A 20,693-nucleotide genomic window follows, 5' to 3' on the forward strand; every position below is an offset into this window, starting at 1 on the left:
GCAGTTGCTGTGAGTACGACGCTGGCAGATGGTTCAACTGTTAAGCAAAATACACAAATTATGGTCGAGGCTGCACCATTACAAGCAGTTGATGTGAGTTATTTAAGTATTAATCCAAATTCAATGATTAATGTAAAAGGCGGGCAGACAACAGTTACGGTTCGAGCCGTTGATCAGAATGGTGGTGTACTTGCCGATCAGGATATTACACTAAATATTGATCAGGCTCAGGCTTATGGCTTAACAATTAAAAATGGTTCTAAAGCGAAAACTAATGCTCAAGGTGAGGCAGCTTTCATTGTTGAATATGATGGCCGTACTTTAGATTCTGCTGTATTAAATGAGCTTAAGACAAAAGGGGTCTTACTTACTGCAAAATATCAACCAACAACTGGCGCTGCAATCACTCAAACTTCCTATGTACGTTATTATGAACAAAGTGATAATGTTGAGGTAAAACAACTTGCTATTTCTTTAGGTAAAGGCGTTGTGGTTGCTTCAAATGATATGTTTGAAGTTTCAGTCAAAGCGATTGATGAGAATGGTCAGCCAATTAATGGGCGTAAAATCAATTTAACGCTTTCTGATGTGGCAAAAAATAATGGAGTAAAACTTGTTAAACCAACAGAACTAACTGTTAATGGTGAAGCGAAGTTTACAGTACAGTTGGCTGCGCCTAATACAGATGCAGTAGAAGCTTTAGTCGATGCTGGCTTGTTAGTTACGGCATCTGTAGATAGTGCAAGTGTTTCGCAAACAGCAAAAGTCATGGTTGTGGCTTCAGCTCAAGGAACTGTTGATGTTGCTTATTTAGCTATTGGACAGCTTGATGCAATTAATGTTGCCAACAACGCTGAAAGAATAGTGACAGTTAAGGCGTATAATAGTAGTGGTATTGCGCTTACGAATAAAGATATTGCATTAAGCTTATCGCAATCGAAAGGAATTCGTATTAAGGAAGGAGCTGTACTGACAACAAATGCTGCTGGTGAAGTGAAATTTACAGTAGTGTATGACCCAACAAATCTTTCCAAGGCAGATCAAACAAAATTATTACAAGATGGTTTAGTGATTGACGCGAAGTATGGAAATAGTGTTTCACAAACAGTTAAGCTGACTTATTTTGAAACAGAAGTAAATATTCAGCGCATGGATTTGGTTGTTGACCAACCTGTCCTGGTTGTGAAGGCTGGAGTTGCTCAAACTGTCAAAGCAACTGGAACGCTAAAAGATGATGCTGGAAATGTGATTCAGAATCGTCAGGTCACTGTGGCAATTAATCCAGAAGCCTTGCAAAATGGTGTGAGTATTAATGGCGCAATAGGTGGTTCAATGACTGTGGTGACCAATGCAACTGGTCAATTTACAGTTGATTTAACGGTTCAACCCAAAGATGGTAATGCAGTTGCTGCGTTAATTGCTTCAGGTCTTGGTATTGGCGCATCTGCTTTACAAGCGGATGGCAGTAATATTGTTCAAAGTACCAAGGTTAGTATTTTGTCTCAGGCAGCGTTAAATGAAGTCAGTTATTTAACCACGGACAGTGATAATACGATTTCGACAACAGGCGGTTCAACCAAGATTACAGTTAAAGCATTCGGTGCAAATGGAATAGCTTTAAGTGGTAAAGCAGTTAAATTGAACCTGAATAATGTGCCAGCAGGTTTGAAAATTCAGGCTGATGCAGCCACAAAAACTACAGGTGCAGATGGTACAGCACAGTTTATCGTGACTTATATTGCGCCAACAAGTTTAACGGCTGATCAGATCAAAGGTTTATTGGCAGGAGTTCAAGCAGCTGCTACTTATACATCTGATGCAGGTACAAATATTACTCAAAGTACCATGTTACAGTTTGCTGTTGATCAGATGAATATCCAGCGTATGGATTTGGTGGTTGATAAAGCCGCATTGGTGGTGAATAGCACAACTGCACAAACGGTTAAAACAACCGTGACTTTAAAAGATCGTGATGGTCAGGCAATCAAGAATCGCCAAGTCACATTGGCGTTGAATGCAGAAGCTGTACAAAATGGTGTAAGCTTCGTTGGTGTGACGGGTGGTTTGGTTGTCATTTCAACCGATGCCAATGGTCAGGCAATTTTGACTTTAAATGTTAATCCAACCACACAAACCGCAGTGGATGCTTTGGTTGCTTCTGGTATTGGGATTGGTGCATCTGCAATTCAAGCCGATGGTAGTGGTACAATCACACAAAATACCAAAGTCAATATTTTGTCTGAAGCCTCTCAAAGTGAAGTTGCCTATTTAACCAGCGATAGTAGCAGCACCATTGCAACGACTGGCGGTACATCAACCATTACAGTAAAAGCTTTTAACACTGATGGTAAAGCTTTAAGTGGTAAAGCAGTTAAATTGAACCTGAATAATGTGCCAGCAGGTTTAAATGTACAGGTTGATGCAGCCACAAAAACCACAGGTGCAGATGGTACAGCACAGTTTACCGTCACTTATACAGCACCAACAGTTTTAACTCCTGAACAGATCAAGGGATTATTAAGTGGCATTCAAACTGTTGCCACCTATACCAATAGCGCAGGTAAAAATACTACTCAGAGTACCATGTTACAGTTCTATGCTGATCAAGTGAACATTCAGCGTATGGACTTGGTGGTTGAGAAAGGTCTGGCCTTAGTTGTGAATACCACGACACCACAAACCTTGCTTACAACAGTCACCTTAAAAGACAAAGATGGTAATCTGATTAAAAACCGTCAAGTAACTGTATCACTAGATGACTTAGGTACTGATAATAATATTTTATTTACAAGTGTGAATTTCCAAGGTGTGATTGGTGGTTCGACAGTTGTTTCGACTGATGCTAATGGTCAGGCTGTGGTTGTACTCGAAGTCCATCCAAGTACTCAAAAAGCGGTGGATGCACTTGTTGCCTCAGGGATTGGTATTCGTGCTTCAGCAGTACAGGGAGATGGTAGTGGTACAGTGACACAAAGCCTAAAAATCAATGTGTTATCTGAGGCATCTCAAAATGAAGTGGCTTATTTAACCTCTGAAAGTGATAACACGATCGCAACAACAGGTGGTTCATCGATTGTTACTGTTAAGGCTTTCAATACAGAGAATAAGGCGTTAAGTGGTAAAGTAGTTAAATTAAACCTGAATAATGTGCCAGCAGGTGTCAAGATTCAGGTTGATCAGACCAGCCAAACCACAGATGCGACAGGTACGGCTAAATTTAAGGTGACTTATACCGCTGCAACCAGTTTAACCCCTGAACAGATCAAGGCGTTATTAGCTGGTATTCAGGCAAGTGCGACCTATACTACTAGTGCAAATAAAGCAATTACACAAAATACAGTAATTCAGTTCTATGCTGATCAAGTCAACATTCAGCGTATGGACTTGGTTGTTGATAAATCGTCATTAGTCGTGAATACGGCAACTGCTCAAACAGTCAAAACTATAGTGACCTTAAAGGATCGCGATGGTCAGGCAATTAAAAACCGTCAGGTGACTCTGGCATTGAATAATGAGGCAATACAGAATGGTGTAAGCTTCGCTGCTGCTGCTGGTGGTTTAATTGCGGTTTCAACTGATGCCAATGGTCAAGCAGAAATTATTTTAAGTATCAATCCAACTTCGAAAGAGGCAGTAGATGCCTTGGTTTCTACAGGAATTGGTATAGGGGCATCTGCAATTCAGGCAGATGGCAGTGGTACAATCACTCAAAATGTCAAAGTAAATATTTTATCCGAAGCTTCTCAAAATGAAGTAGCGTCCCTAATTACTGAAAGTAACAATGCGATTGGTACCGCAGGTGGTACATCAACAATTACTGTTAAAACATTGAATAGTGATGGTAAGGCACTAGGTGGTAAAGCAGTTAAGTTAAGTCTGAATAATGTGCCAGTTGGTTTGGATGTTAAAGTTGATACTGCAACTCAAACAACTGCTCTGGATGGTACAGCACAGTTTATCGTGACTTATACTGCACCAACCAACTTAACCCCTGAACAAATCAAGGCATTATTGGCTGGTATTCAGGTAAATGCTGTTTATACCACAAGTAGCAATAAAAATATTACACAGAGCACTATGTTGCAGTTCTATGTTGATCAGGCAAATATTCAACGTATGGATTTGGTTGTTGATAAAGCTGCATTGGTGGTAAATGCGAGTACTCCTCAAACAGTTACAACTACAGTCTCATTAAAAGACCAAAATGGTCAGGCAATCAAGAATCGTCAGGTGACTCTGGCATTGAATGCGGAGGCTGTGCAAAATGGCGTGAGCTTTGTGGGTGCTGCTGGTGGTTTGGTTGTAGTTTCAACTGACGCCAATGGCCAAGCGATCATTACATTGAATGTTAATCCAATAACCGAAAATGCGGTTAATACTTTAATGGTATCGGGAATTGGTATTACTGCCTCAGCGGTACAAGCTGATGGCAGTGGGACAGTTACACAAAATACCAAAGTGACCATTAGCTCTGAAGCAGTTGGTTATATGACTGTGAACAGTTCAGGATTGATCGCTACGACAGGTGGTTCTTCAACAATTACAGTCAAAGCCTTTAATAGCACAGGTACAGTTTTAAGTGGTAAAACGATTCAGTTAGGCCTTAATAATGTGCCAACAGGTTTAGATATTAAACTTGATATGGCAAGCAAACCAACAAATGGCAATGGTGAAGCAACATTTACGGTGACTTATAATGCACCAAAAGTTTTAACACCTGAACAGATCCAGGGCTTATTGTCAGGGGTTCAAGTGATTGCAACGTATACCAATCATATGGGTATTAATACAACACAAAACACGACGCAACAATTTGCTATTGATCAAGTCAATATTCAACGTATGGATTTGGTGGTTGAAAAACCTAGCTTGGTAATGGATACCAGCACACCTCAAACAGTTTTGACCACAGTCACCTTAAAAGATAAAGATGGTAATCTGATTAAAAACCGTCAAGTGACTTTAGCGATTGATAACTGGGGTGTTGATAATAACATCATTAGAAATAGCGTTAATTTTAAAGATGTTATTGGTGGATCAACCGTTGTTGAAACAGATGTGAATGGTCAGGCAGTTGTTGTGTTGGAAGTGCGTACTGCAACGAAAGAAGCAGTAGATACTTTGGCTACATCAGGCATTGGTATTAGCGCGTCAGCTACGCAGGGTGATGGTTCTGGTATAGTTACACAAACAACCCGAATCAATGTAAGCTCTGCTGCTACATTATCAGAACTCAGTTATTTAACGCTGGATAATGTAAATGGTGCAATTAAGACAACAGGTGGCACAACAACTCTTACAGTAAAAGCCTTTAATAACAAGGGTAAGGTGCTTGCAGGTAAGCTAATTAAACTTGCTTTAAATAATATTCCAGCAGGCTTGACGATTAAAGTCACCCCAGCAAACCAAACAACAGGAGCTGACGGTTCAGCAAACTTTACGATCACTTATACAGCTCCAGCAAACTTGACTGCTGATCAAATTAAAGGTTTATTGGGAGGTGTGCAGGCAACGGCAACTTATACTTCTGATGCAGGTACAAATGTGACACAAAATACGGTGTTACAGTTTGTAGCAGATGAAGCAGAAGTTGCTAAAGATGCACAACGTGTAGAAGTGGTGACTTCAAAAGGCGTTGTTACTGCTGATAATGATACTTTTACATTTACAGCAAAAGTTCTCGATAAAGATGGTAATCCGCTTCAAAATAAACAGGTTGGTTTTGGTTTAAATGCCGCAGCGACTGCAAATGGTGTAACCTTTGTGGGTGGTGCAAGTAAAAAGACAGATGTAAATGGCAATGCAACCTTTACAGTAAACGTAAAAGCTGGCAATGATCAAATGATTGAAAATTTGGTTGCTAATGGTATTACACTTGCTGCATCTGTTGTACAAGCTGATGGTTCTGTACTGAGTCAAACCATTCAGGTGATGGTCAAAGCCCCAGTTGCAAAAGATGTTGTAGCATTAACGACAACATTATCACAGCCAGTAATTTCAGTTTTAGGTGGTACAAGCATTGTAGCTGTTAAGGCCGAAGATGCGAGTGGTAATCCTTTAGCAAATAAAGAAATTAATTTTGGTTTGGCAGGAGGTTTAAGTTCACGAGTCAAAGTGGATAAAACCAGTGCAACAACTAATATCAATGGTATTGCCTACTTTACTATTACGGTAGATGCTACTGACACTATTGAACAATTACTGGTTGAAAAGGGTATTACATTTGGTATATCAACTAAGAATGTGAATAGTACAACTCAGCCTGTCGTTACTCAAGTTGGTAAAGTTAATATTTCTGTTCCAACAGAAGCAATGAATTTGGCTTTGAGTACTTCAAAAGATGATTTATTGGCAACAGGTGATACCGCAGAAGTATTTGCAAAACTCAAAGATAATACCGCAGCAGGTATTAAGAATTATCCTGTTACCTTTACAGTTGTAGATTCAGCATTAAATGGTGTGACAATCAATGGTCAGGCAGCATCTGTTGTTACAACAGATGCGAGTGGTAATGCCAAAGTTAAGCTCACTTTAAGCAAAATCACAGGTAAGCAATATGATGACTTAATTGCGAATGGTGTAGATGTCTCTGTTACCTTTACCAAACCAAATGGTGTTGTTGCTACTCCACAAATCGTACACTTTAATGTAAGTGAAACAGTCAGTAATAATCATCTTAATTTTGTATCTGTAAGTAATACGTTAATGGATGTGAATGGTGATGCATCTATTATTACGGTTCAGTTGTTGGATAAAACAAATCAGCCTGTGAAAAATCAGGAAGTGACTTTATCGGCCAATAATTCAGCATCTTTAATTATTGCCACGCCTGGTGAAAGTCATCCAACAAATACCAGTGGTACACCACAAACAGTTAAAACTGATTCTAATGGTAATGCATTCTTCTCTGTAGAAGTAGCAGACTCGCTAACTGTTGTACAGAAGCAATTATTATTAGCTAGTCAGATTGAATTGACTGCAACGCATACGAGTGTAGATGGTGCAGAAACTAAACAGATTACACGTATTGCAACAGTTGATAATTCAGGTACACCAACAGTACAACCTGCTCGATATTCTTTACGTATTGCAGCAAAACCGACCATGAGTGTACGTGATGACACAGCAGATGTTACTGTGACTTTACTTGATACGAATGGTGGTGGTGTTTCTGGAAAATATATTACGCTAGGTCTTACTGATTTTGCTCGCAATGGTGCTGTTATTGTTGGTGCTTCAGGTTTAACCACTGATGCGAATGGTCAGGCTGTGTTTAAAATCAAGGTAGATGAAAATGCACGCCGAAATTATACAGCTACCGAATTCGTTAATGATGATTTGCATTTGACAGCACGCTTTAATGAAACAGGCTATGCCGATGCCACACAAATCTCAATGATTGATATCGTACAGGCTGCAGTACAAGCACCTGTTGCTTCAATTGTAATTGGTGTCAATCCAACAGAAGTCTCATCTTCAAGTGATGGAGTTTATTACACCAAGAATATGTCTGTGAGTGTGGTTGATTTTGATGGTAAGCCATTAGCTAATCAAGTCGTCACTTTAGATTCTACACCACTGATGTATATCAAAGGACGGAACTTATGGGCATTGGCTCCGAAAGCTGGTTCTGATCCAGCAGAGAAATGGGTGTTTGGTAATCAAGAGTATTATAATTTGTCAGCTCCTAATATTTATCTGGATTCTAATGGTAAACCAATGAATAACAATGGTACACCAAGTGATTTAACGGATGATTATATGGCAAGTACTACAACCAACAGTATACATGCTTGTGTGGCAAGCCCAGCAGGTACGGCTGTGGGAGCGAATAATACGCCTGTGAAAGTGGTGACGTTTGTGAGCCAGTCTGGTGCTGAGCAAAATACATTTACCACTGATGCCAATGGTAAGTTTGACTTTGCCATGCGTTATCCAAAAATCTATGCACAGTGGTTAACAGTGCAGGTAGGAGCATCAGCAACTGTTGCATCATTACCAAATCGTACGACTTATAGTTTAGGTCTAGCTCCACTAGCAAGTGATTATTCTAGTGATGGTACATATTCACCAAATGAAGTTAGTCCTTATGGTACATCATTCACTTGTCCATAATGCCTGAATGAAAAAAATGGAAGCTTTCGAGCTTCCATTTTTATTTGAAGATTTTTTATTAATTCTCCAATAAATCCATTTGCTTTGCCAACTGATATAGGTTGTTAGAACGATTACCTGTGCGGCAGAACATCAGGATTGGCTTTGGTAGTTCATTATAATGGTTTGCAAATGTGCGGACATCCAACTCGGTAATCTGACCCGCAACTACAGGTTGATAGACATAATCCAAACCTGCGTTACGTGCTGATTCTTCAATTTGTGCGCTGGTTGGTTGTTCAGGGCCACCCTCCATATCAGGGCGATTATTAATTATCGATTTGAATCCCTTTTCAACCACTTGCTCTACATGTTCAGGGCCGATTTGACCTGCAAAACCAACATTCTCTGACATCTTGTCACTCCAAAAACAAATAAAACATTTTATGCTCTATCATAGCATTAAGCTTGATCTTGAGTTTAAATGTCTATACTAAATAAACGATGATAAGTCATAAGATAACGCAATGGAGCGCGCATGCACACCTATACAGTTGAGCCTTTGTATGTTCCTAGTGGTGATGAGACGATCGCTGCGGATTTCTATCTTCCCAAAGCTGCTATTAAACCTGCCGTCATTCTTATGGCGCATGGATTTGCTGGTTTGCGTCAATTCAAGCTGGTTCAGTATGCACAACGTTTTGCCCAGGCGGGCTATGCGGTTATCTTATTTGACTATCGTTATTGGGGAGGGAGTACAGGTAAGCCGCGTGAACTGGTTTCATTGAGTTCGCAACTAGATGATTGGAAAACAATGATCCAATATGCATCAAACTGTAAACTGATTGATAGTCGTCGTATTATCTTGTGGGGAACTTCATTAAGTGGTGGCTATGCCTTAAGTTTGGCGACTGATCTTAAAAATATTCAGGCAGTGATGGTACAGGTGCCTTATGTGGATGGTGCTGAGACGGCTAAACTTTACCCATTGCAACGTTATCCAGAAGCTCTGAAACGTTCCAGTCAGGACTATATGGGATCAAAGATGGGGTTAGTGCCTAAAACTTTGCCCGTGGTTGATCAATATAAACTGTGTTTTTTACCCACCTCTGATAGCTACTATGGTTATCATTCCATCGTAAATCCTGATTATTACTGGAGTGGGGAAGTTCCTGCCCGTGTATTCTTTAACTTGATGCGTTACCGTCCAATTCAGTTTGTGCGTAAGATTAATATTCCAGTGTTATTTATTGCCGCCAAGAAAGATAGTCTGATTCCAATTGCATCCAGTCGTGAGGCAGCGACCAATATTGCACCATTTGTCACTTATCATGAGTGGGATATGAAACATTTTGAAGTTTATCACGGTTCATGGTTTGAAAAAGCAGTCACAACCCAATTAGAATTTTTACATCAACATATCGGAGTGATGTAAATGATGATTGTCTGTGCATCATGTGGTGCAAAAAATCGCGTACCCGAAGAAAAATTGGCCGTTCATCCAAACTGTGGGCAATGTCATCAGCCATTGTTGCGTCAGGAACCAATTGAACTCAATGAACAAAACTTTAGTCACTTTATTGCCAATACCGATTTACCTGTGCTGATCGATTTATGGGCAGAGTGGTGTGGACCTTGTAAGATGATGGCTCCCCATTTTGCTCAGGTAGCAAAGCAAAATCCGTATGTGGTTTTTGCCAAGATTGATACCGAGGCAAATCCCCGTTTAAGTGCCGCATTTAATGTGCGTAGTATTCCGACTTTAGTCTTAATGAATAAAACCACCGAATTGGCGAGAATCAGTGGGGCATTAAGAACACCAGAGCTTCAACAATGGCTAGACCAGCAATTACAGCAACATCAAGGAAATTAACATGACGGAACGTTTGAATCATCCAGAAGGGACTTTATCCCTGCAAAACATTGCCATGCCAGCCGATACCAACTGGAGTGGTGATGTTTTTGGAGGCTGGATTGTATCTCAGATGGACTTGGCAGGAGCGATTCATGTTGAACGTTTTAGTAAAGGCCGCTGTGCAACCATTGCGATTAACCAGATGACTTTCCTTGTTCCCGTGAAAGTAGGAAATGTGATTAGTTGCTACACCAAAATTCTTAAGGTTGGTAACACTTCGGTTCAGGTACAGATCGAGGTCTGGAACAGTCATGATGATTCGCGTGAACCTGTACGGATTACGGAAGGTGTTTTTACTTTTGTTGCAGTTGATGTCAATGGAAACAAGCGACAGATTGCTGAACAGATTAAGCAGGAATTTATTGCTGGTTAAGCCAAAAAATAAAGCCCAAATTTATTTGGGCTTTATTATAGTTGATTCAGAATCACTTTTTGCGTTTTGGCAACCAAGCCCAAAGCATTTGGCAATGGATTGGTTCGTTGCCTGAATCGTCAATCACGGTCACAGGAATCAATAGCTCGCCTTTCTCATTGTCTGCAATGAACTTCTGTTGATCAGCAGATAAGGTTGCGGTTGCGGTTAAACCACCCTGTGCAACCTTTAAATAGTCTACGTGTAGTGATTTGATCAACAAGATACGATCATCAGGAATATGTAGACCTGTTAGGAAACCCGTTGCCGTTTCAGCGAGTAAGGCCATCGCTGCGGCATGGACACCCTTGATATGGTTTTGCATATTACGCTGGTTTTCAATGCGAACGGTAACGTGGTCTTTATCGACTTCCAAATAACGAATGTTTGCCGTTCCCACCATTGGAACAACTCGTCCAAAGGCTTTGCTCCATAAGGTACTGCGAATGCCTTTTGGAAATTTAGAAGTGGTTTTAACCAGCGTATAAAGACGGTTATCTTTTGCCATAGTGAACCTATTGCTTAGTCTTTGAAATTATTAAATTGAAGCGGTAGACCAAATTGCTGTTCACGTAAAAAGTTCATGACCTGTTGCAAAGTATCACGCTTTTTATCAGTGACACGGATTTTGTCCCCTTGGATAGAAGATTGCGCCTTGATGCCACTTTCTTTAATGGCTTTATTAATTTTTTTTGCAGTATCTGAGTCAAGTCCATCCTTAAGCTTGATCACTTGTACCACATGCTTGCCAGAGGCAGTGGCTTTTTGTGGGTCAAGTGCTTGTACATCAATCTTGCGTTTGTAGAAGTGATTTTCAAGCATGGTATAGACCTGCTCACACTGGAAATCACTTTCAGTCGAGATTTTGATTTCCTTGTTTTTTTCATTGAGTTCAATCGAAACGTCCTGTCCACGAAAGTCAAAACGTGTGGCAATCTCTTTTTGTGTGTTTTGCACCGCATGATTGACTTCAAATAACTCTAATTCAGAAACAATATCAAAAGAAGGCATGGTTAGACCTTTACAAAGGGAAAGAATATTTGAGATGCTAAGGGTGTTTTCTTCATTTGCCAAGTGTTGTTTACATCAAAGGAGTGCGCAATGATCCGTAAACAAGAAATTACAACATTTGAGTTCCCAGAAGGCGCGGTCATTTGGGATGTCCGAGATACCAATGCGTATACAGAGGCTCACGTCAAAGGGGCGGTCAATCGTCCAATTGCTGAATTAACTGCGGATAGTTTGACTCAGGTTGCAGCGGATCAGCCGATTTATATTTTATGTGGTGGTGGTAGCAAGGCACCACGTGCGGCAGAGCTTCTGGATGGTCTGGATGATTCTCGTGAATATGTGGTACTGATGGGAGGTACACGTGCAGCGCGTGATGCGGGCTTGCCTTTAGAACAGGGTGATTAAAGCACTCAGGAATTTGCCAAAATACACAGGTATTTTGGCAAATTAAAAAAATCTAAAAATACATTATGATTAAAAAAATAACTCAAGCTGAATAATATGGCTTTTTCACTTTGATCTTCTTTTGAAATCGTTGTGGATTCAGCTTATCCAATAGCTTTTGTGAAACTGGACAAAGTTCACCTAATATCAAAGCTGCCAAAATCTCACTGCAAAGCGGTGCAAACATGAATCCCTTGGAACCTAGCCCTGCAAGGGTGTAGATTTCCTCATGATCTTGCATTTTCCCAACCAATGGAAAGTAATCCAGACTCTGTGCCCGCACAGATGCCCGACCTTGCCAAGTATCTACAGAGGGAAGCTGTTGTGTATATTCTGGAAAGACACTGTGGATAAGTTTATAGTTATGCACATGGTCTGCTGGCAACACTTCAGCATCATCCCGATTTGGATAAAAGGATGCACCTAACAGTAAATGTGATGCATCCAATTGTGTGCAGTACCCACCGTAGCTATAGGCTTGGTTCAATGAAAGGGGTTGCTTGGTATTTTCGACCCAACTGACCTGCCCGCGAATAGGTTTTAATATTGGATAATTTTCAAACAGTTCAGCACTTTGTCTGGCACAGCACACGATCACATGATCTGCTGTTGCGATGAGTTGCTGCTCTTGCCAGACTTCAGTCTGGTTTTCTATTTGTTTTAGTGCAGAGATTTTTGCAATTTTTAAAATGATATTGGGATGCTGCAAAATTTCATCACGTAATTGATGAGGAGAAACCGCACCTGCCTGATGTAAAGTGAGACTTGGAAACTCAGTCTGCGGAATAGAGTTGTCTGCCTGCTTTGTATTTGCAGATAATACTTTTTCAGGATATTGCTCAACCAGACCTAACAATTCATCCGCATTTTTTAAGGCAATCTGTTGAACCTGAATGGATCTAAATGCCTTGAATCTGGGATAGAAGTTTAAGGCATGTTGCCAACTCAGTGTCATTAAATGTTCATGCGCCTGTTCAATTGGGCAGAGTTTTGGATTAAGCAGCGCAAGGGGATTACCTGATGCACCTGAAAGTGGCTCATTTTGCTCATAGATCGTGACTTGATGCCCACGCTGTGCAAATGCCCATGCCGTGCTTAAACCCGCGATTCCAGCGCCTATAATGGCGATTTGACGTTGCTTTGATGTTTCGGGCTTTGGTTGAATGGCAATAGTTGTTTCTGAATCTTGCGATTGGGTTTCAGTTTGGGATGTATCTAGCCAAATCGCCTTGAGCATTTCCCGTTTATGCCCAAAACCACGAGGACGGCTGATTTGAATGCCATGCTGTTTCAGTCCACGTTTGAGTACACCTGCAACACTAAATGAGGCAAATGTTGTCCCAAATTCTGATAAACGCACAATATGGTTCAGTACATTTTCCTGCCACATATCTGGATTACAGGACGGGGCAAATCCATCCAGAAACCACGCATTAACTGCCTGTGTTTTAGGGATGATGGGAAAAATATCCTGTGCATCGCCCAGCCATAAATCAATACTAAAACGCTGTTCAGGAAAGCTAAGGCGATGGCAACCTGCAATCGGTAATGGATATTGCTCAATCAGTTTTTCGGCAAGCGGTTCGAGTTCAGTCCAGACATTGAGGGCACGGATAAGGTCTGCTTTGCTGAGTGGAAACTTTTCCACACTAATCGCATGTAAATGACTATGATTGTCTGGACGAACCTGTTGCCATAATTGCCACAGGGTCAGAATATTTAAACCTGTGCCAAAGCCTGTTTCACCGACACAAAAGTATTGATAATCGTTGAGTTGTGACAGACGTTCAGTGAGGTCATTGCCATTGAGAAAGACATGGCGGGTTTCGAGTAAACCATTGTCCTTAGAAAAATAGACATCGCCAAATTGTCTGGAAATGGGAACTTCAATGCCATCGACCATTTCCCAGTCCAGTTCGGCAGTTTGTAGTTTTGCTGATTGAGACATAAATAAAGAAATCGTGTTTTACCACTGACGGCGGCGTTTGGTGTAGACATAGCTGGCAATAAAGAAGCCAAGAATTACCCCAACCGCAATGGTCATCGCGCCATAAAGGAACATTTGGGCACTGCGTTCACTTTGTAGAACCTGCACCTGAACTGTTAAGTTATCGTTCTTAAGCTGCAATTCCTGATTTTGGGCAAGCGCTTCAAGATTGGCATGTTCAAGCTGTTTTAAGCGACTGGCCTGATCCTGAATCAGGGCTTTTACCTTTGCTTCCTGTTGCTGTTTTGCCTTGGCAATTTGTTCAGCCGTTAAAGGTTTTGCTGCCGTACCAGTCGTATTTGCAGCAGTGGCTGTAACAGATGGTTTCGGTTGTACCGCTGTGGGTGGGGGAGATGTGGGTTCAACGGCCCATACGCTTGAGCTGAATAAACAAAAAGCGAATAGGCTTTTAACGGCAACTTGCATGACTTACCCTTTTGGAAAAGCTTTGTTGAAAGGTTTTACTTCAATCTTTGCGTAAATCCCTTCTTTTAAAAATGGCTCTTCCTGAATCCATGCATCCAGTGCTTCACGGCTCTCAAACTCAACAATGATGGTGCTGCCTAAAAATCCAGCCTGTGGATCATTCGGGTCTTTTGGATGCGCACCCGCAGCAATTAAGCGACCCTCATCATCCAGCTTTTGTAGACGTTCTACATGCTGAGGACGAATTGCTAAACGTTTTTCCAAGGTATCTTCGTGATCAGTACAGGTCAGCACAAAATATGGCATAGCAGTCGCTCAAATGATTCAGGTTAGTCAGTGGCTTTAAAATGCTTTCTTAAGCAAATCAGTATAACAGCAAGGTAACTGATAGAAACAATTATATCGCCGAAAGCGGTGAATTCGCCCCAGTATTTTCCCTGCATAAATACGAACCCAAAAAAGAAATGCAGTGATGCCAACAAGAAGAACTGCCCACACCATGCCCAGTTTAGACGCATCCAGCCTTTTGGCGTCAGTTCAAGCAACGAACCCAAAAGTTTTTTAATAATCGGTTCACGTTCTTTGTTAAACAGGGGCGTAATCAGGAAACCTATTCCAATCCCGACATTGATAATGACCGCTTTCATTTTGATATAGGTCACATCACTGAATGCCAGTGTAATTCCACCAAAAACCACTGACATGACAACGATAAACCACTGCATTTTTTCCAGTTTGAACTTCTGGAAAAAGAACAGGCAACCATAGACCACAAGGGTCGAGATCAGTAGCGCACAGGTCGCAACCAGAATATGGTTTTGATCAGTATTTCCTGCACTGCCCACAAGCTCCAGTAATGGATGGTGACTATCTTTGGGATCGGTGGTTTTATAAAAATAAAAGAAGATAATCAGTGGAAGATAGTCGAGCAACGCTTTCATGTTACAGTACAGTGGTGAAATAGGTCAGATAGCATAATACAAAGCATGTTCGGTGTCGATTTACATACGCATAGTTTCATTTCAGACGGTACCTTGTCTCCTGAACAATTGGTACAGGCTGCGGTTGATTTAAAAATTCAGACTTTAGCCCTGACCGACCATGACACAATGGACGGTGTGGCAAGGGCGAGAGATTATGCCCAAGATCATGATATTCAAATTATTTCTGGTGTGGAAATTTCCAGTCAGTGGTCACGTCCCAGCACTAAAAAGAGTTATGGAGTGCATATCGTTGCATTGAATATGCAAGATGATGTTCCTATCAAGGCAATGCTGGAAAACCAGAAAAAAGTGCGGGCTGAACGGGCAAAACTGATTTGTGAGTTATTGGAAAAATGTATCGGTTTTGATATTTATCCTGATGTATTGGCAAAAGTGGATGGACATATTGATCGGCTGACGCGAACCCATATTGCCAAGACTCTGGTTGAAAAAAATATTGTCACTCGCCCACAACAGGCATTTGACCGTTTCCTAAAAGAGGGAAAAAAGGCTTTTGTCAAATTTGATGGGGTAGGTTTAAAAGAGACCATTGATGTGATTCATGCCAGTCAGGGCTTTGCGGTATTGGCACATCCGACCCGTTATGATTTGTCTGCAACCAATATCCGTTATCTGATTCAGTTATTTGCTGAGTCTGGTGGTGATGCGGTTGAGCTGCCTGCCAATAGTGAAGCGCTTTCTACACGACACATGGTGGATCGAGTGATTCAGGAGCATGGTTTAGCTGTTTCGATTGGCAGCGATTTTCATGGAGACAATATGCCGTGGATTAAATTAGGACAGACACCACGTATCCATGAGGGGCAAAGAGGGATCTGGGAAATTTTTAGATCATAATTAAATGAAAAAATTAGAAATATTTTTGATAATTGTATTTTTCATGATTCTGTTATGGGGAGTGCAGTGGATGTTTCATGGTTTTCCATAGTATTACGACTGCCAAATAATACCTTGAGCCTGTTGGTTTTTAATCGCTAGATATTGCCTTTGTGAAAACATTAAAAGCTTGGGGAAGAAAATTATTTCCATCAGCTTAAGTTGGGTCTCATTCAGCTTTATCTGTATATTTTGTTGTTTAACCCAAATGAACAATCGTATCTCTATTTGAGAGGTATCCAGTTCAACTTTTTGAATATTGTTATATCGACATTTTTTATATTTTGTATTGGCTTTTGGATATTCTAAATGGTGTTGGGTAAAGAAAATTTCTTGCTGATTTTGATCAAGTAAGTAAGGCTTAATATTAAAAATGAGATGTGAATTGGCTAATGATTCCACGTAAATAGAGTGACCCATCAATGCACGTAAATTCATTGGATATAAATTGGGTGTAATCAACCATTCCTGTTGTTGGTCTTGAGGGATCGAGTCATTTGTCTGGATTTTAATTTGATAGTGGTAATCTGTGGTGGGGTTACGAATAGCAATAACTTTTTGTAGGGTGGCATTAAAACCAATAAAGCGGTGAAAGCTTAAATCTTTGAGCATATCTTTTTGATATGAAAAATAGCGTTCGATATGTAACCAAACTAAATAGAAAAAACAAAATATGAAGTAGGGAAACTGTATTGGTAAAACACCATAGTATTGAGAATATAAATAAATAAAGACTGCCCCCACGTTCAATAGATATAATATGAGAGAAATAACTTTGAAGCATTTGTAACGTGGTTCTGTGACTGGAAGTTTTGGTATCACAGGCAACCACGTAAATTTAGATAATATTTTCATTTAAATAGACAAGTTATTCTAGTTTTGCGCTAATATAAATGAAAAAATTATAATTTACAACAGATTATGATCATGTGCCTGAATCGGTGGTGGTGTTGGACGACCTAGCGTACTCAGCAATTCAATTTCAATGGTACGTACCATTGCATCCAATGGAAGATCATTGCTTTGTGTACCGAAAGGCTCTTCAATTTCTGTACTTAAGGCATCGAGGCCTAGAAACGTATAAGCCAAAATTCCAACCAAGAGGGGTGTCACCAAACCCAGTAAAGAACCCAAGCTAAAAGGTAGCATAAAACAGAAGAAATAAACGGTTCGGTTCAGCAAAACCGAATAGGCAAACGGAATAGGGGTATTAGCAATCCGATCACAACCCGTATGCATTTCACTTAAGGCCGCGACATGACGATTCATCTGCGTATAAATGATATCGGAGATTTCCCCATCTTTCAGGGCTTGTAACAGCTCCCATTGGATCAGGCTCAGGGTATATTGTGGCGCATTGTGCTGCTGGTAAAGCTGGGTAAGCGCCTGCTGGCTTAAACCACTGGTTTCCGTCAGTTCAGTTGGGTTCGCGGTCTGGTGGCGTAAACGGTCGCGTAACACATTGGCAAATACAATCACATGCTGAATCACACGTTCACGCCGTGCCTGGGTTAAGATTCGACAATCGCGGTCAAAGTGTCGTGATGTGGCAATCAAAACGCCCCAAAGTTTACGTGCTTCCCACCAACGGTCATAGCATGCGGTATTTTTAAAACCAAGGAAGATAGAAAGCACAACACCAATTAGGGTAAAGCCGACGAGGGGAATTTCAGGGAAGCGGTATAGATCAATATATTCAATTCCACCAATAATGGCGGAGATCAACATGACAAAACCGAGAGAAGGTAAAATTTTGGGTAAAATCGTCCCACGCCATGAAAATAAAACCTTAAAAATACTTGGCTGGTCACGGACAATCATGTTGTTTGAATCATTAATTTTATCTGCTGATGTTCCTGTTTGCTCTAGGCTTTGTCAAGATCAGATTGTTTGATTCGGACAGGTTTGAGTAGTTGTTGCTCAGAAAAGGAAAAATGGTTTTCAGGTGAAATAATAAAGTGATCAAGCAACTGGATTTCAAGTAACTGGCAGGCTTGTTTCAGTTGTTGGGTGAGGTAAATGTCTTCGTGCGAGGGCTGGGCAATACCATAAGGATGGTTGTGTGCAATCACAATTTGGCAGGCCTGTTGCTGAAGCACATAACGCAAGGTCTGGCTAATGGATACACTGCAACTATGCTGTGATCCAAAAAACAGTTTCTTAAAATGCAGTTTCCTGAGCTCAGCATCCAGACACAGCACGGCAAACACTTCCTGTTTTTCACCTTGCAATTCATAGCGCAGATAATCAAGTACCAGTGTGGAGCTATCCAGACAAATCCGTTGCTGGTGAAAGTAATTATTCAGATAACGCCGTCCCAATTCCTTTACTGCCATCAGTTGTGCGTATTTGGTATCGGCAATGCCGTTAAACTGGGAAAGCTCTTCAAGTGAGGCATCAAAAATTGGGTTGAGTCCACCAAAATGCTGGATCAGGAGACGGGCAAGCTCAACCGCCGAGTGCTGTTTGGAGCCTGAGCGTAGAAAAATAGCCAGTAACTCGGCATCGGATAAACTGTGTGCCCCCTGTGATAATAAGCGTTCCCGTGGTCGTTCTTGTTCTGGCCATGCCTTGATGGACTGTTTTATGGATTGATTCATGGTGAATATTCACGTTCATTTTATTGTAGTGCATGTTTTTCCGAGCACATGGCTTGGGTATGATCGTATTTAATGCTATTGTGAGCGCCACTGCAACAGCAAGGTATCCTGTTTGTGAGCTTCGATCTTAGTGTTATTCCTCATAAAAACATTATATTGGCGGTTACGGGCGGCATTGCTGCTTATAAAAGTGCCATTCTGGTTCGTCGTTTAAAAGATTATGGCTTTGATGTCCGTGTGGTGATGACACAGGGCGCGCAGGCTTTTATTACCCCGCTCACTTTTCAGGCGCTTTCAGGTAATCCAGTCCATACTGAACTGCTTGACCCAGAAGCCGAAGCAGGCATGGGGCATATTGAGCTGGCACGCTGGGCAGATTTAATTCTGGTTGCGCCTGCAAGCTGTGACAGCATTGCCAAGTTTGCCAATGGCTTGGCGGACGATTTGCTGAGTACTCTATATTTAGCCACCAAAGCGCCTGTGTGGGTTGCGCCTGCCATGAACCAGCAAATGTGGGCAGCCAAGGCTACGCAACGTAATCTACAAACCCTGGTTGAAGATGGTGTGCATGTGATTATGCCTGATGCAGGTGAGCAGGCGTGTGGTGATGTTGGGTTGGGGCGTATGCCTGAACCTGAAGACTTGGCGCGTCAGGTGGCGGCTTATTTCCATAAAGCCCAGCGTGCCATTGCAGAAAAGTTTGGTTTATTGGCGGGTAAGCGCGTCACCATTACCGCTGGCCCAACCCGTGAAGCGATTGATCCTGTACGTTATATTTCCAACCACAGTACTGGAAAAATGGGCTTTGCCTTGGCGGCAGCCTGTTATGCCGCAGGGGCAAAAGTGACTCTGGTGGCAGGGCCTGTAAGTCTGGATACTCCAAATGGTGTGCAACGCATCAATGTCAGTTCAGCTATGCAAATGCTGGATGTCAGCATGGACCAGTTGCAACAGGGCTGTGACATCTTTATTGCCACGGCTGCGGTGGCAGACTACCGCGTGGCACAGGTTGCAGAGCATAAAATCAAGAAAGCAGGGGATGAGCTTGCGGTATCCTTGGTGAAAAATCCTGATATTGTGGCGACCATCGCCCAGCAACAGCAGCGTCCATTTATGGTTGGTTTTGCTGCTGAAACCCAGAATGTTGAGCAATATGCCGCAGGCAAGCTGGTGGCGAAAAAATTGGACATGATTGCCTGTAATGATGTTTCGCGCCCTGATATTGGCTTTGCATCTGATGAAAATGCCATGACAGTGTTCTTTGCCCAGTCTTATCACATGAATAAGCGTGAACTGGAAAAAGCCTCGAAACAGGAAATCTCGCAGCAATTGGTTGAGTCTATTGCCGATGCATTACGTCGCCGTTTATAAAAAATCTGGGAGGGCGTTGGTTTACGTCCTCTTATCTTTAAATTTGAGCTGATATAAGTAAATGGTTGTGCCAATAAATGCCATAAAAATGCAGCTATAAAAAAGAGCAGAATAAGAAATTAAATTCGATAAAGGATTTTTCAAAATCCACGGATAAAAGAAATACACGTCGTGATGCATAAAGGCATCCAGCAAAATATGGCTATAGCTTCCGATCAACGCACTGGCTGCGGCGGTTTTCCATGAAATTCTCCAATCTTCATATTTTAGGATGAATTGTAACACCCATTCACTGATGGGTTTGCCGATCAAAAAAGCCAGACAGCCAATTAAGCTTGCACCCAATAGATTGTGCGTGATGATATGTAAATATTGCCAACCATAGATCATGCCAAATAGCGGTTCCAAATCCATCAGGATTTGTGTACCAGCGAAAATCATAAAGCTAAAACGTTGTGGTGCGATGGCTTTACAGCAGGCATCCACACCCAAATGTAAGGGGGTAAACGGCATAATTGATGCTCTTGTTGTTTTAAGTGATTTTTAGATATTT

At 41.4% G+C, this 20,693-nt stretch carries 18 protein-coding genes; 7 read left to right on the forward strand and 11 right to left on the reverse strand.

Features of this window, described 5'->3' with window-relative positions:
• Positions 1 to 9 precede the first annotated feature (9 nt).
• Entirely contained in the window at positions 10 to 8,115 is an 8,106-nt protein-coding gene (locus QLH32_RS13595; protein ID WP_283266621.1) for a hypothetical protein, read from the forward strand.
• Positions 8,116 to 8,173: 58 nt separating this feature from the next.
• Here the strand turns inward: QLH32_RS13595 and QLH32_RS13600 are convergent, their stop codons facing one another.
• Positions 8,174 to 8,509, reverse strand: a complete 336-nt coding sequence (locus QLH32_RS13600) for a protein tyrosine phosphatase family protein (RefSeq protein ID WP_283266622.1) — start codon at positions 8,507 to 8,509, stop codon at positions 8,174 to 8,176.
• Between the two features lie 123 nt (positions 8,510 to 8,632).
• Here QLH32_RS13600 and QLH32_RS13605 point away from each other — a divergent pair, with 123 nt between their 5' ends.
• Genes QLH32_RS13605 through QLH32_RS13615 form a run of 3 tightly spaced genes read left to right on the forward strand, consistent with a single transcriptional unit; the run spans position 8,633 to position 10,382 of the window.
• The gene (locus QLH32_RS13605; protein ID WP_267981634.1) at positions 8,633 to 9,529 is read left to right on the forward strand and encodes an alpha/beta hydrolase; all 897 of its coding nucleotides are present in this window, start codon (positions 8,633 to 8,635) and stop codon (positions 9,527 to 9,529) included.
• Positions 9,530 to 9,967 carry a thioredoxin TrxC gene (trxC, locus tag QLH32_RS13610; RefSeq protein WP_283266623.1) on the forward strand — a complete coding sequence of 146 codons (438 nt, stop codon included), beginning with the start codon at positions 9,530 to 9,532 and terminating at the stop codon, positions 9,965 to 9,967. It begins immediately after the preceding gene.
• 1 nt (position 9,968) lies between these two features.
• Entirely contained in the window at positions 9,969 to 10,382 is a 414-nt protein-coding gene (locus QLH32_RS13615) for an acyl-CoA thioesterase (RefSeq protein ID WP_279961042.1), read from the forward strand.
• 52 nt (positions 10,383 to 10,434) lie between these two features.
• Here QLH32_RS13615 and QLH32_RS13620 read toward each other — a convergent pair whose 3' ends face one another.
• Both QLH32_RS13620 and QLH32_RS13625 read right to left on the reverse strand, forming a co-directional pair.
• Entirely contained in the window at positions 10,435 to 10,929 is a 495-nt protein-coding gene (locus tag QLH32_RS13620; RefSeq protein WP_279961041.1) for a DUF4442 domain-containing protein, read from the reverse strand.
• Positions 10,930 to 10,943: 14 nt separating this feature from the next.
• On the reverse strand, positions 10,944 to 11,432 hold the full coding sequence (locus tag QLH32_RS13625) for a YajQ family cyclic di-GMP-binding protein (RefSeq protein ID WP_267981638.1): 489 nt from the start codon (positions 11,430 to 11,432) through the stop codon (positions 10,944 to 10,946).
• Between the two features lie 90 nt (positions 11,433 to 11,522).
• Between QLH32_RS13625 and QLH32_RS13630 the strand changes: the two genes are divergently transcribed.
• Complete coding sequence (locus tag QLH32_RS13630; RefSeq protein ID WP_279961040.1) at positions 11,523 to 11,837, forward strand: rhodanese-like domain-containing protein; 315 nt, start codon at positions 11,523 to 11,525, stop codon at positions 11,835 to 11,837.
• An 82-nt stretch (positions 11,838 to 11,919) separates the two neighbouring features.
• Here QLH32_RS13630 and mnmC read toward each other — a convergent pair whose 3' ends face one another.
• From mnmC to QLH32_RS13650, 4 genes are read right to left on the reverse strand one after another with little or no spacing between them, the layout of a single operon-like run.
• The gene (gene mnmC, locus QLH32_RS13635; protein ID WP_283266624.1) at positions 11,920 to 13,824 is read right to left on the reverse strand and encodes a bifunctional tRNA (5-methylaminomethyl-2-thiouridine)(34)-methyltransferase MnmC2/FAD-dependent 5-carboxymethylaminomethyl-2-thiouridine(34) oxidoreductase MnmC1; all 1,905 of its coding nucleotides are present in this window, start codon (positions 13,822 to 13,824) and stop codon (positions 11,920 to 11,922) included.
• A gap of 18 nt (positions 13,825 to 13,842) precedes the next feature.
• Complete coding sequence (locus tag QLH32_RS13640; protein WP_267981643.1) at positions 13,843 to 14,289, reverse strand: SH3 domain-containing protein; 447 nt, start codon at positions 14,287 to 14,289, stop codon at positions 13,843 to 13,845.
• Between the two features lie 3 nt (positions 14,290 to 14,292).
• On the reverse strand, positions 14,293 to 14,595 hold the full coding sequence (locus QLH32_RS13645) for a YciI family protein (protein WP_279961038.1): 303 nt from the start codon (positions 14,593 to 14,595) through the stop codon (positions 14,293 to 14,295).
• A 23-nt stretch (positions 14,596 to 14,618) separates the two neighbouring features.
• A complete protein-coding gene (locus QLH32_RS13650) occupies positions 14,619 to 15,230 on the reverse strand; it encodes a septation protein IspZ (RefSeq protein WP_283266625.1) in 612 nt (203 codons plus the stop codon).
• Positions 15,231 to 15,275: 45 nt separating this feature from the next.
• Between QLH32_RS13650 and QLH32_RS13655 the strand changes: the two genes are divergently transcribed.
• Positions 15,276 to 16,130, forward strand: a complete 855-nt coding sequence (locus tag QLH32_RS13655) for a PHP domain-containing protein (protein WP_283266626.1) — start codon at positions 15,276 to 15,278, stop codon at positions 16,128 to 16,130.
• Between the two features lie 93 nt (positions 16,131 to 16,223).
• Here QLH32_RS13655 and QLH32_RS13660 read toward each other — a convergent pair whose 3' ends face one another.
• Genes QLH32_RS13660 through radC form a run of 3 tightly spaced genes read right to left on the reverse strand, consistent with a single transcriptional unit; the run spans position 16,224 to position 18,769 of the window.
• Positions 16,224 to 17,024, reverse strand: a complete 801-nt coding sequence (locus QLH32_RS13660; RefSeq protein ID WP_283266627.1) for a hypothetical protein — start codon at positions 17,022 to 17,024, stop codon at positions 16,224 to 16,226.
• 54 nt (positions 17,025 to 17,078) lie between these two features.
• Positions 17,079 to 17,990, reverse strand: coding sequence for a bestrophin family protein (locus tag QLH32_RS13665; RefSeq protein WP_267981648.1), 912 nt, complete (start codon positions 17,988 to 17,990; stop codon positions 17,079 to 17,081).
• A 44-nt stretch (positions 17,991 to 18,034) separates the two neighbouring features.
• Positions 18,035 to 18,769, reverse strand: coding sequence for a RadC family protein (gene radC, locus QLH32_RS13670; protein WP_283266628.1), 735 nt, complete (start codon positions 18,767 to 18,769; stop codon positions 18,035 to 18,037).
• A 114-nt stretch (positions 18,770 to 18,883) separates the two neighbouring features.
• Here radC and coaBC point away from each other — a divergent pair, with 114 nt between their 5' ends.
• Positions 18,884 to 20,140: a bifunctional phosphopantothenoylcysteine decarboxylase/phosphopantothenate--cysteine ligase CoaBC gene (coaBC, locus tag QLH32_RS13675; protein WP_283266629.1), complete on the forward strand. Its 1,257-nt coding sequence runs from the start codon at positions 18,884 to 18,886 to the stop codon at positions 20,138 to 20,140.
• Between the two features lie 21 nt (positions 20,141 to 20,161).
• Here the strand turns inward: coaBC and QLH32_RS13680 are convergent, their stop codons facing one another.
• Positions 20,162 to 20,653 carry a phospholipase C/P1 nuclease family protein gene (locus QLH32_RS13680; RefSeq protein ID WP_283266630.1) on the reverse strand — a complete coding sequence of 164 codons (492 nt, stop codon included), beginning with the start codon at positions 20,651 to 20,653 and terminating at the stop codon, positions 20,162 to 20,164.
• Positions 20,654 to 20,693: the final 40 nt, after the last annotated feature.

Origin of the sequence: Acinetobacter corruptisaponis (genome assembly GCF_030053775.1) — a bacterium.
In the GTDB taxonomy this organism is placed as follows: Bacteria; Pseudomonadota; Gammaproteobacteria; order Pseudomonadales; family Moraxellaceae; genus Acinetobacter; species Acinetobacter corruptisaponis.

Bases quoted from the DNA above. Each gene is read 5' to 3' on its own strand.
- QLH32_RS13600 (WP_283266622.1), bottom strand. From the start codon at position 8,509: ATGTCAGAGAATGTTGGTTTTGCAGGTCAAATCGGCCCTGAACATGTA.
- QLH32_RS13605 (WP_267981634.1), top strand. From the start codon at position 8,633: ATGCACACCTATACAGTTGAGCCTTTGTATGTTCCTAGTGGTGATGAG.
- trxC (WP_283266623.1), top strand. From the start codon at position 9,530: ATGATGATTGTCTGTGCATCATGTGGTGCAAAAAATCGCGTACCCGAA.
- QLH32_RS13615 (WP_279961042.1), top strand. From the start codon at position 9,969: ATGACGGAACGTTTGAATCATCCAGAAGGGACTTTATCCCTGCAAAAC.
- QLH32_RS13620 (WP_279961041.1), bottom strand. From the start codon at position 10,929: ATGGCAAAAGATAACCGTCTTTATACGCTGGTTAAAACCACTTCTAAA.
- QLH32_RS13625 (WP_267981638.1), bottom strand. From the start codon at position 11,432: ATGCCTTCTTTTGATATTGTTTCTGAATTAGAGTTATTTGAAGTCAAT.
- QLH32_RS13630 (WP_279961040.1), top strand. From the start codon at position 11,523: ATGATCCGTAAACAAGAAATTACAACATTTGAGTTCCCAGAAGGCGCG.
- mnmC (WP_283266624.1), bottom strand. From the start codon at position 13,824: ATGTCTCAATCAGCAAAACTACAAACTGCCGAACTGGACTGGGAAATG.
- QLH32_RS13640 (WP_267981643.1), bottom strand. From the start codon at position 14,289: ATGCAAGTTGCCGTTAAAAGCCTATTCGCTTTTTGTTTATTCAGCTCA.
- QLH32_RS13645 (WP_279961038.1), bottom strand. From the start codon at position 14,595: ATGCCATATTTTGTGCTGACCTGTACTGATCACGAAGATACCTTGGAA.
- QLH32_RS13650 (WP_283266625.1), bottom strand. From the start codon at position 15,230: ATGAAAGCGTTGCTCGACTATCTTCCACTGATTATCTTCTTTTATTTT.
- QLH32_RS13655 (WP_283266626.1), top strand. From the start codon at position 15,276: ATGTTCGGTGTCGATTTACATACGCATAGTTTCATTTCAGACGGTACC.
- QLH32_RS13660 (WP_283266627.1), bottom strand. From the start codon at position 17,024: ATGAAAATATTATCTAAATTTACGTGGTTGCCTGTGATACCAAAACTT.
- QLH32_RS13665 (WP_267981648.1), bottom strand. From the start codon at position 17,990: ATGATTGTCCGTGACCAGCCAAGTATTTTTAAGGTTTTATTTTCATGG.
- radC (WP_283266628.1), bottom strand. From the start codon at position 18,769: ATGAATCAATCCATAAAACAGTCCATCAAGGCATGGCCAGAACAAGAA.
- QLH32_RS13680 (WP_283266630.1), bottom strand. From the start codon at position 20,653: ATGCCGTTTACCCCCTTACATTTGGGTGTGGATGCCTGCTGTAAAGCC.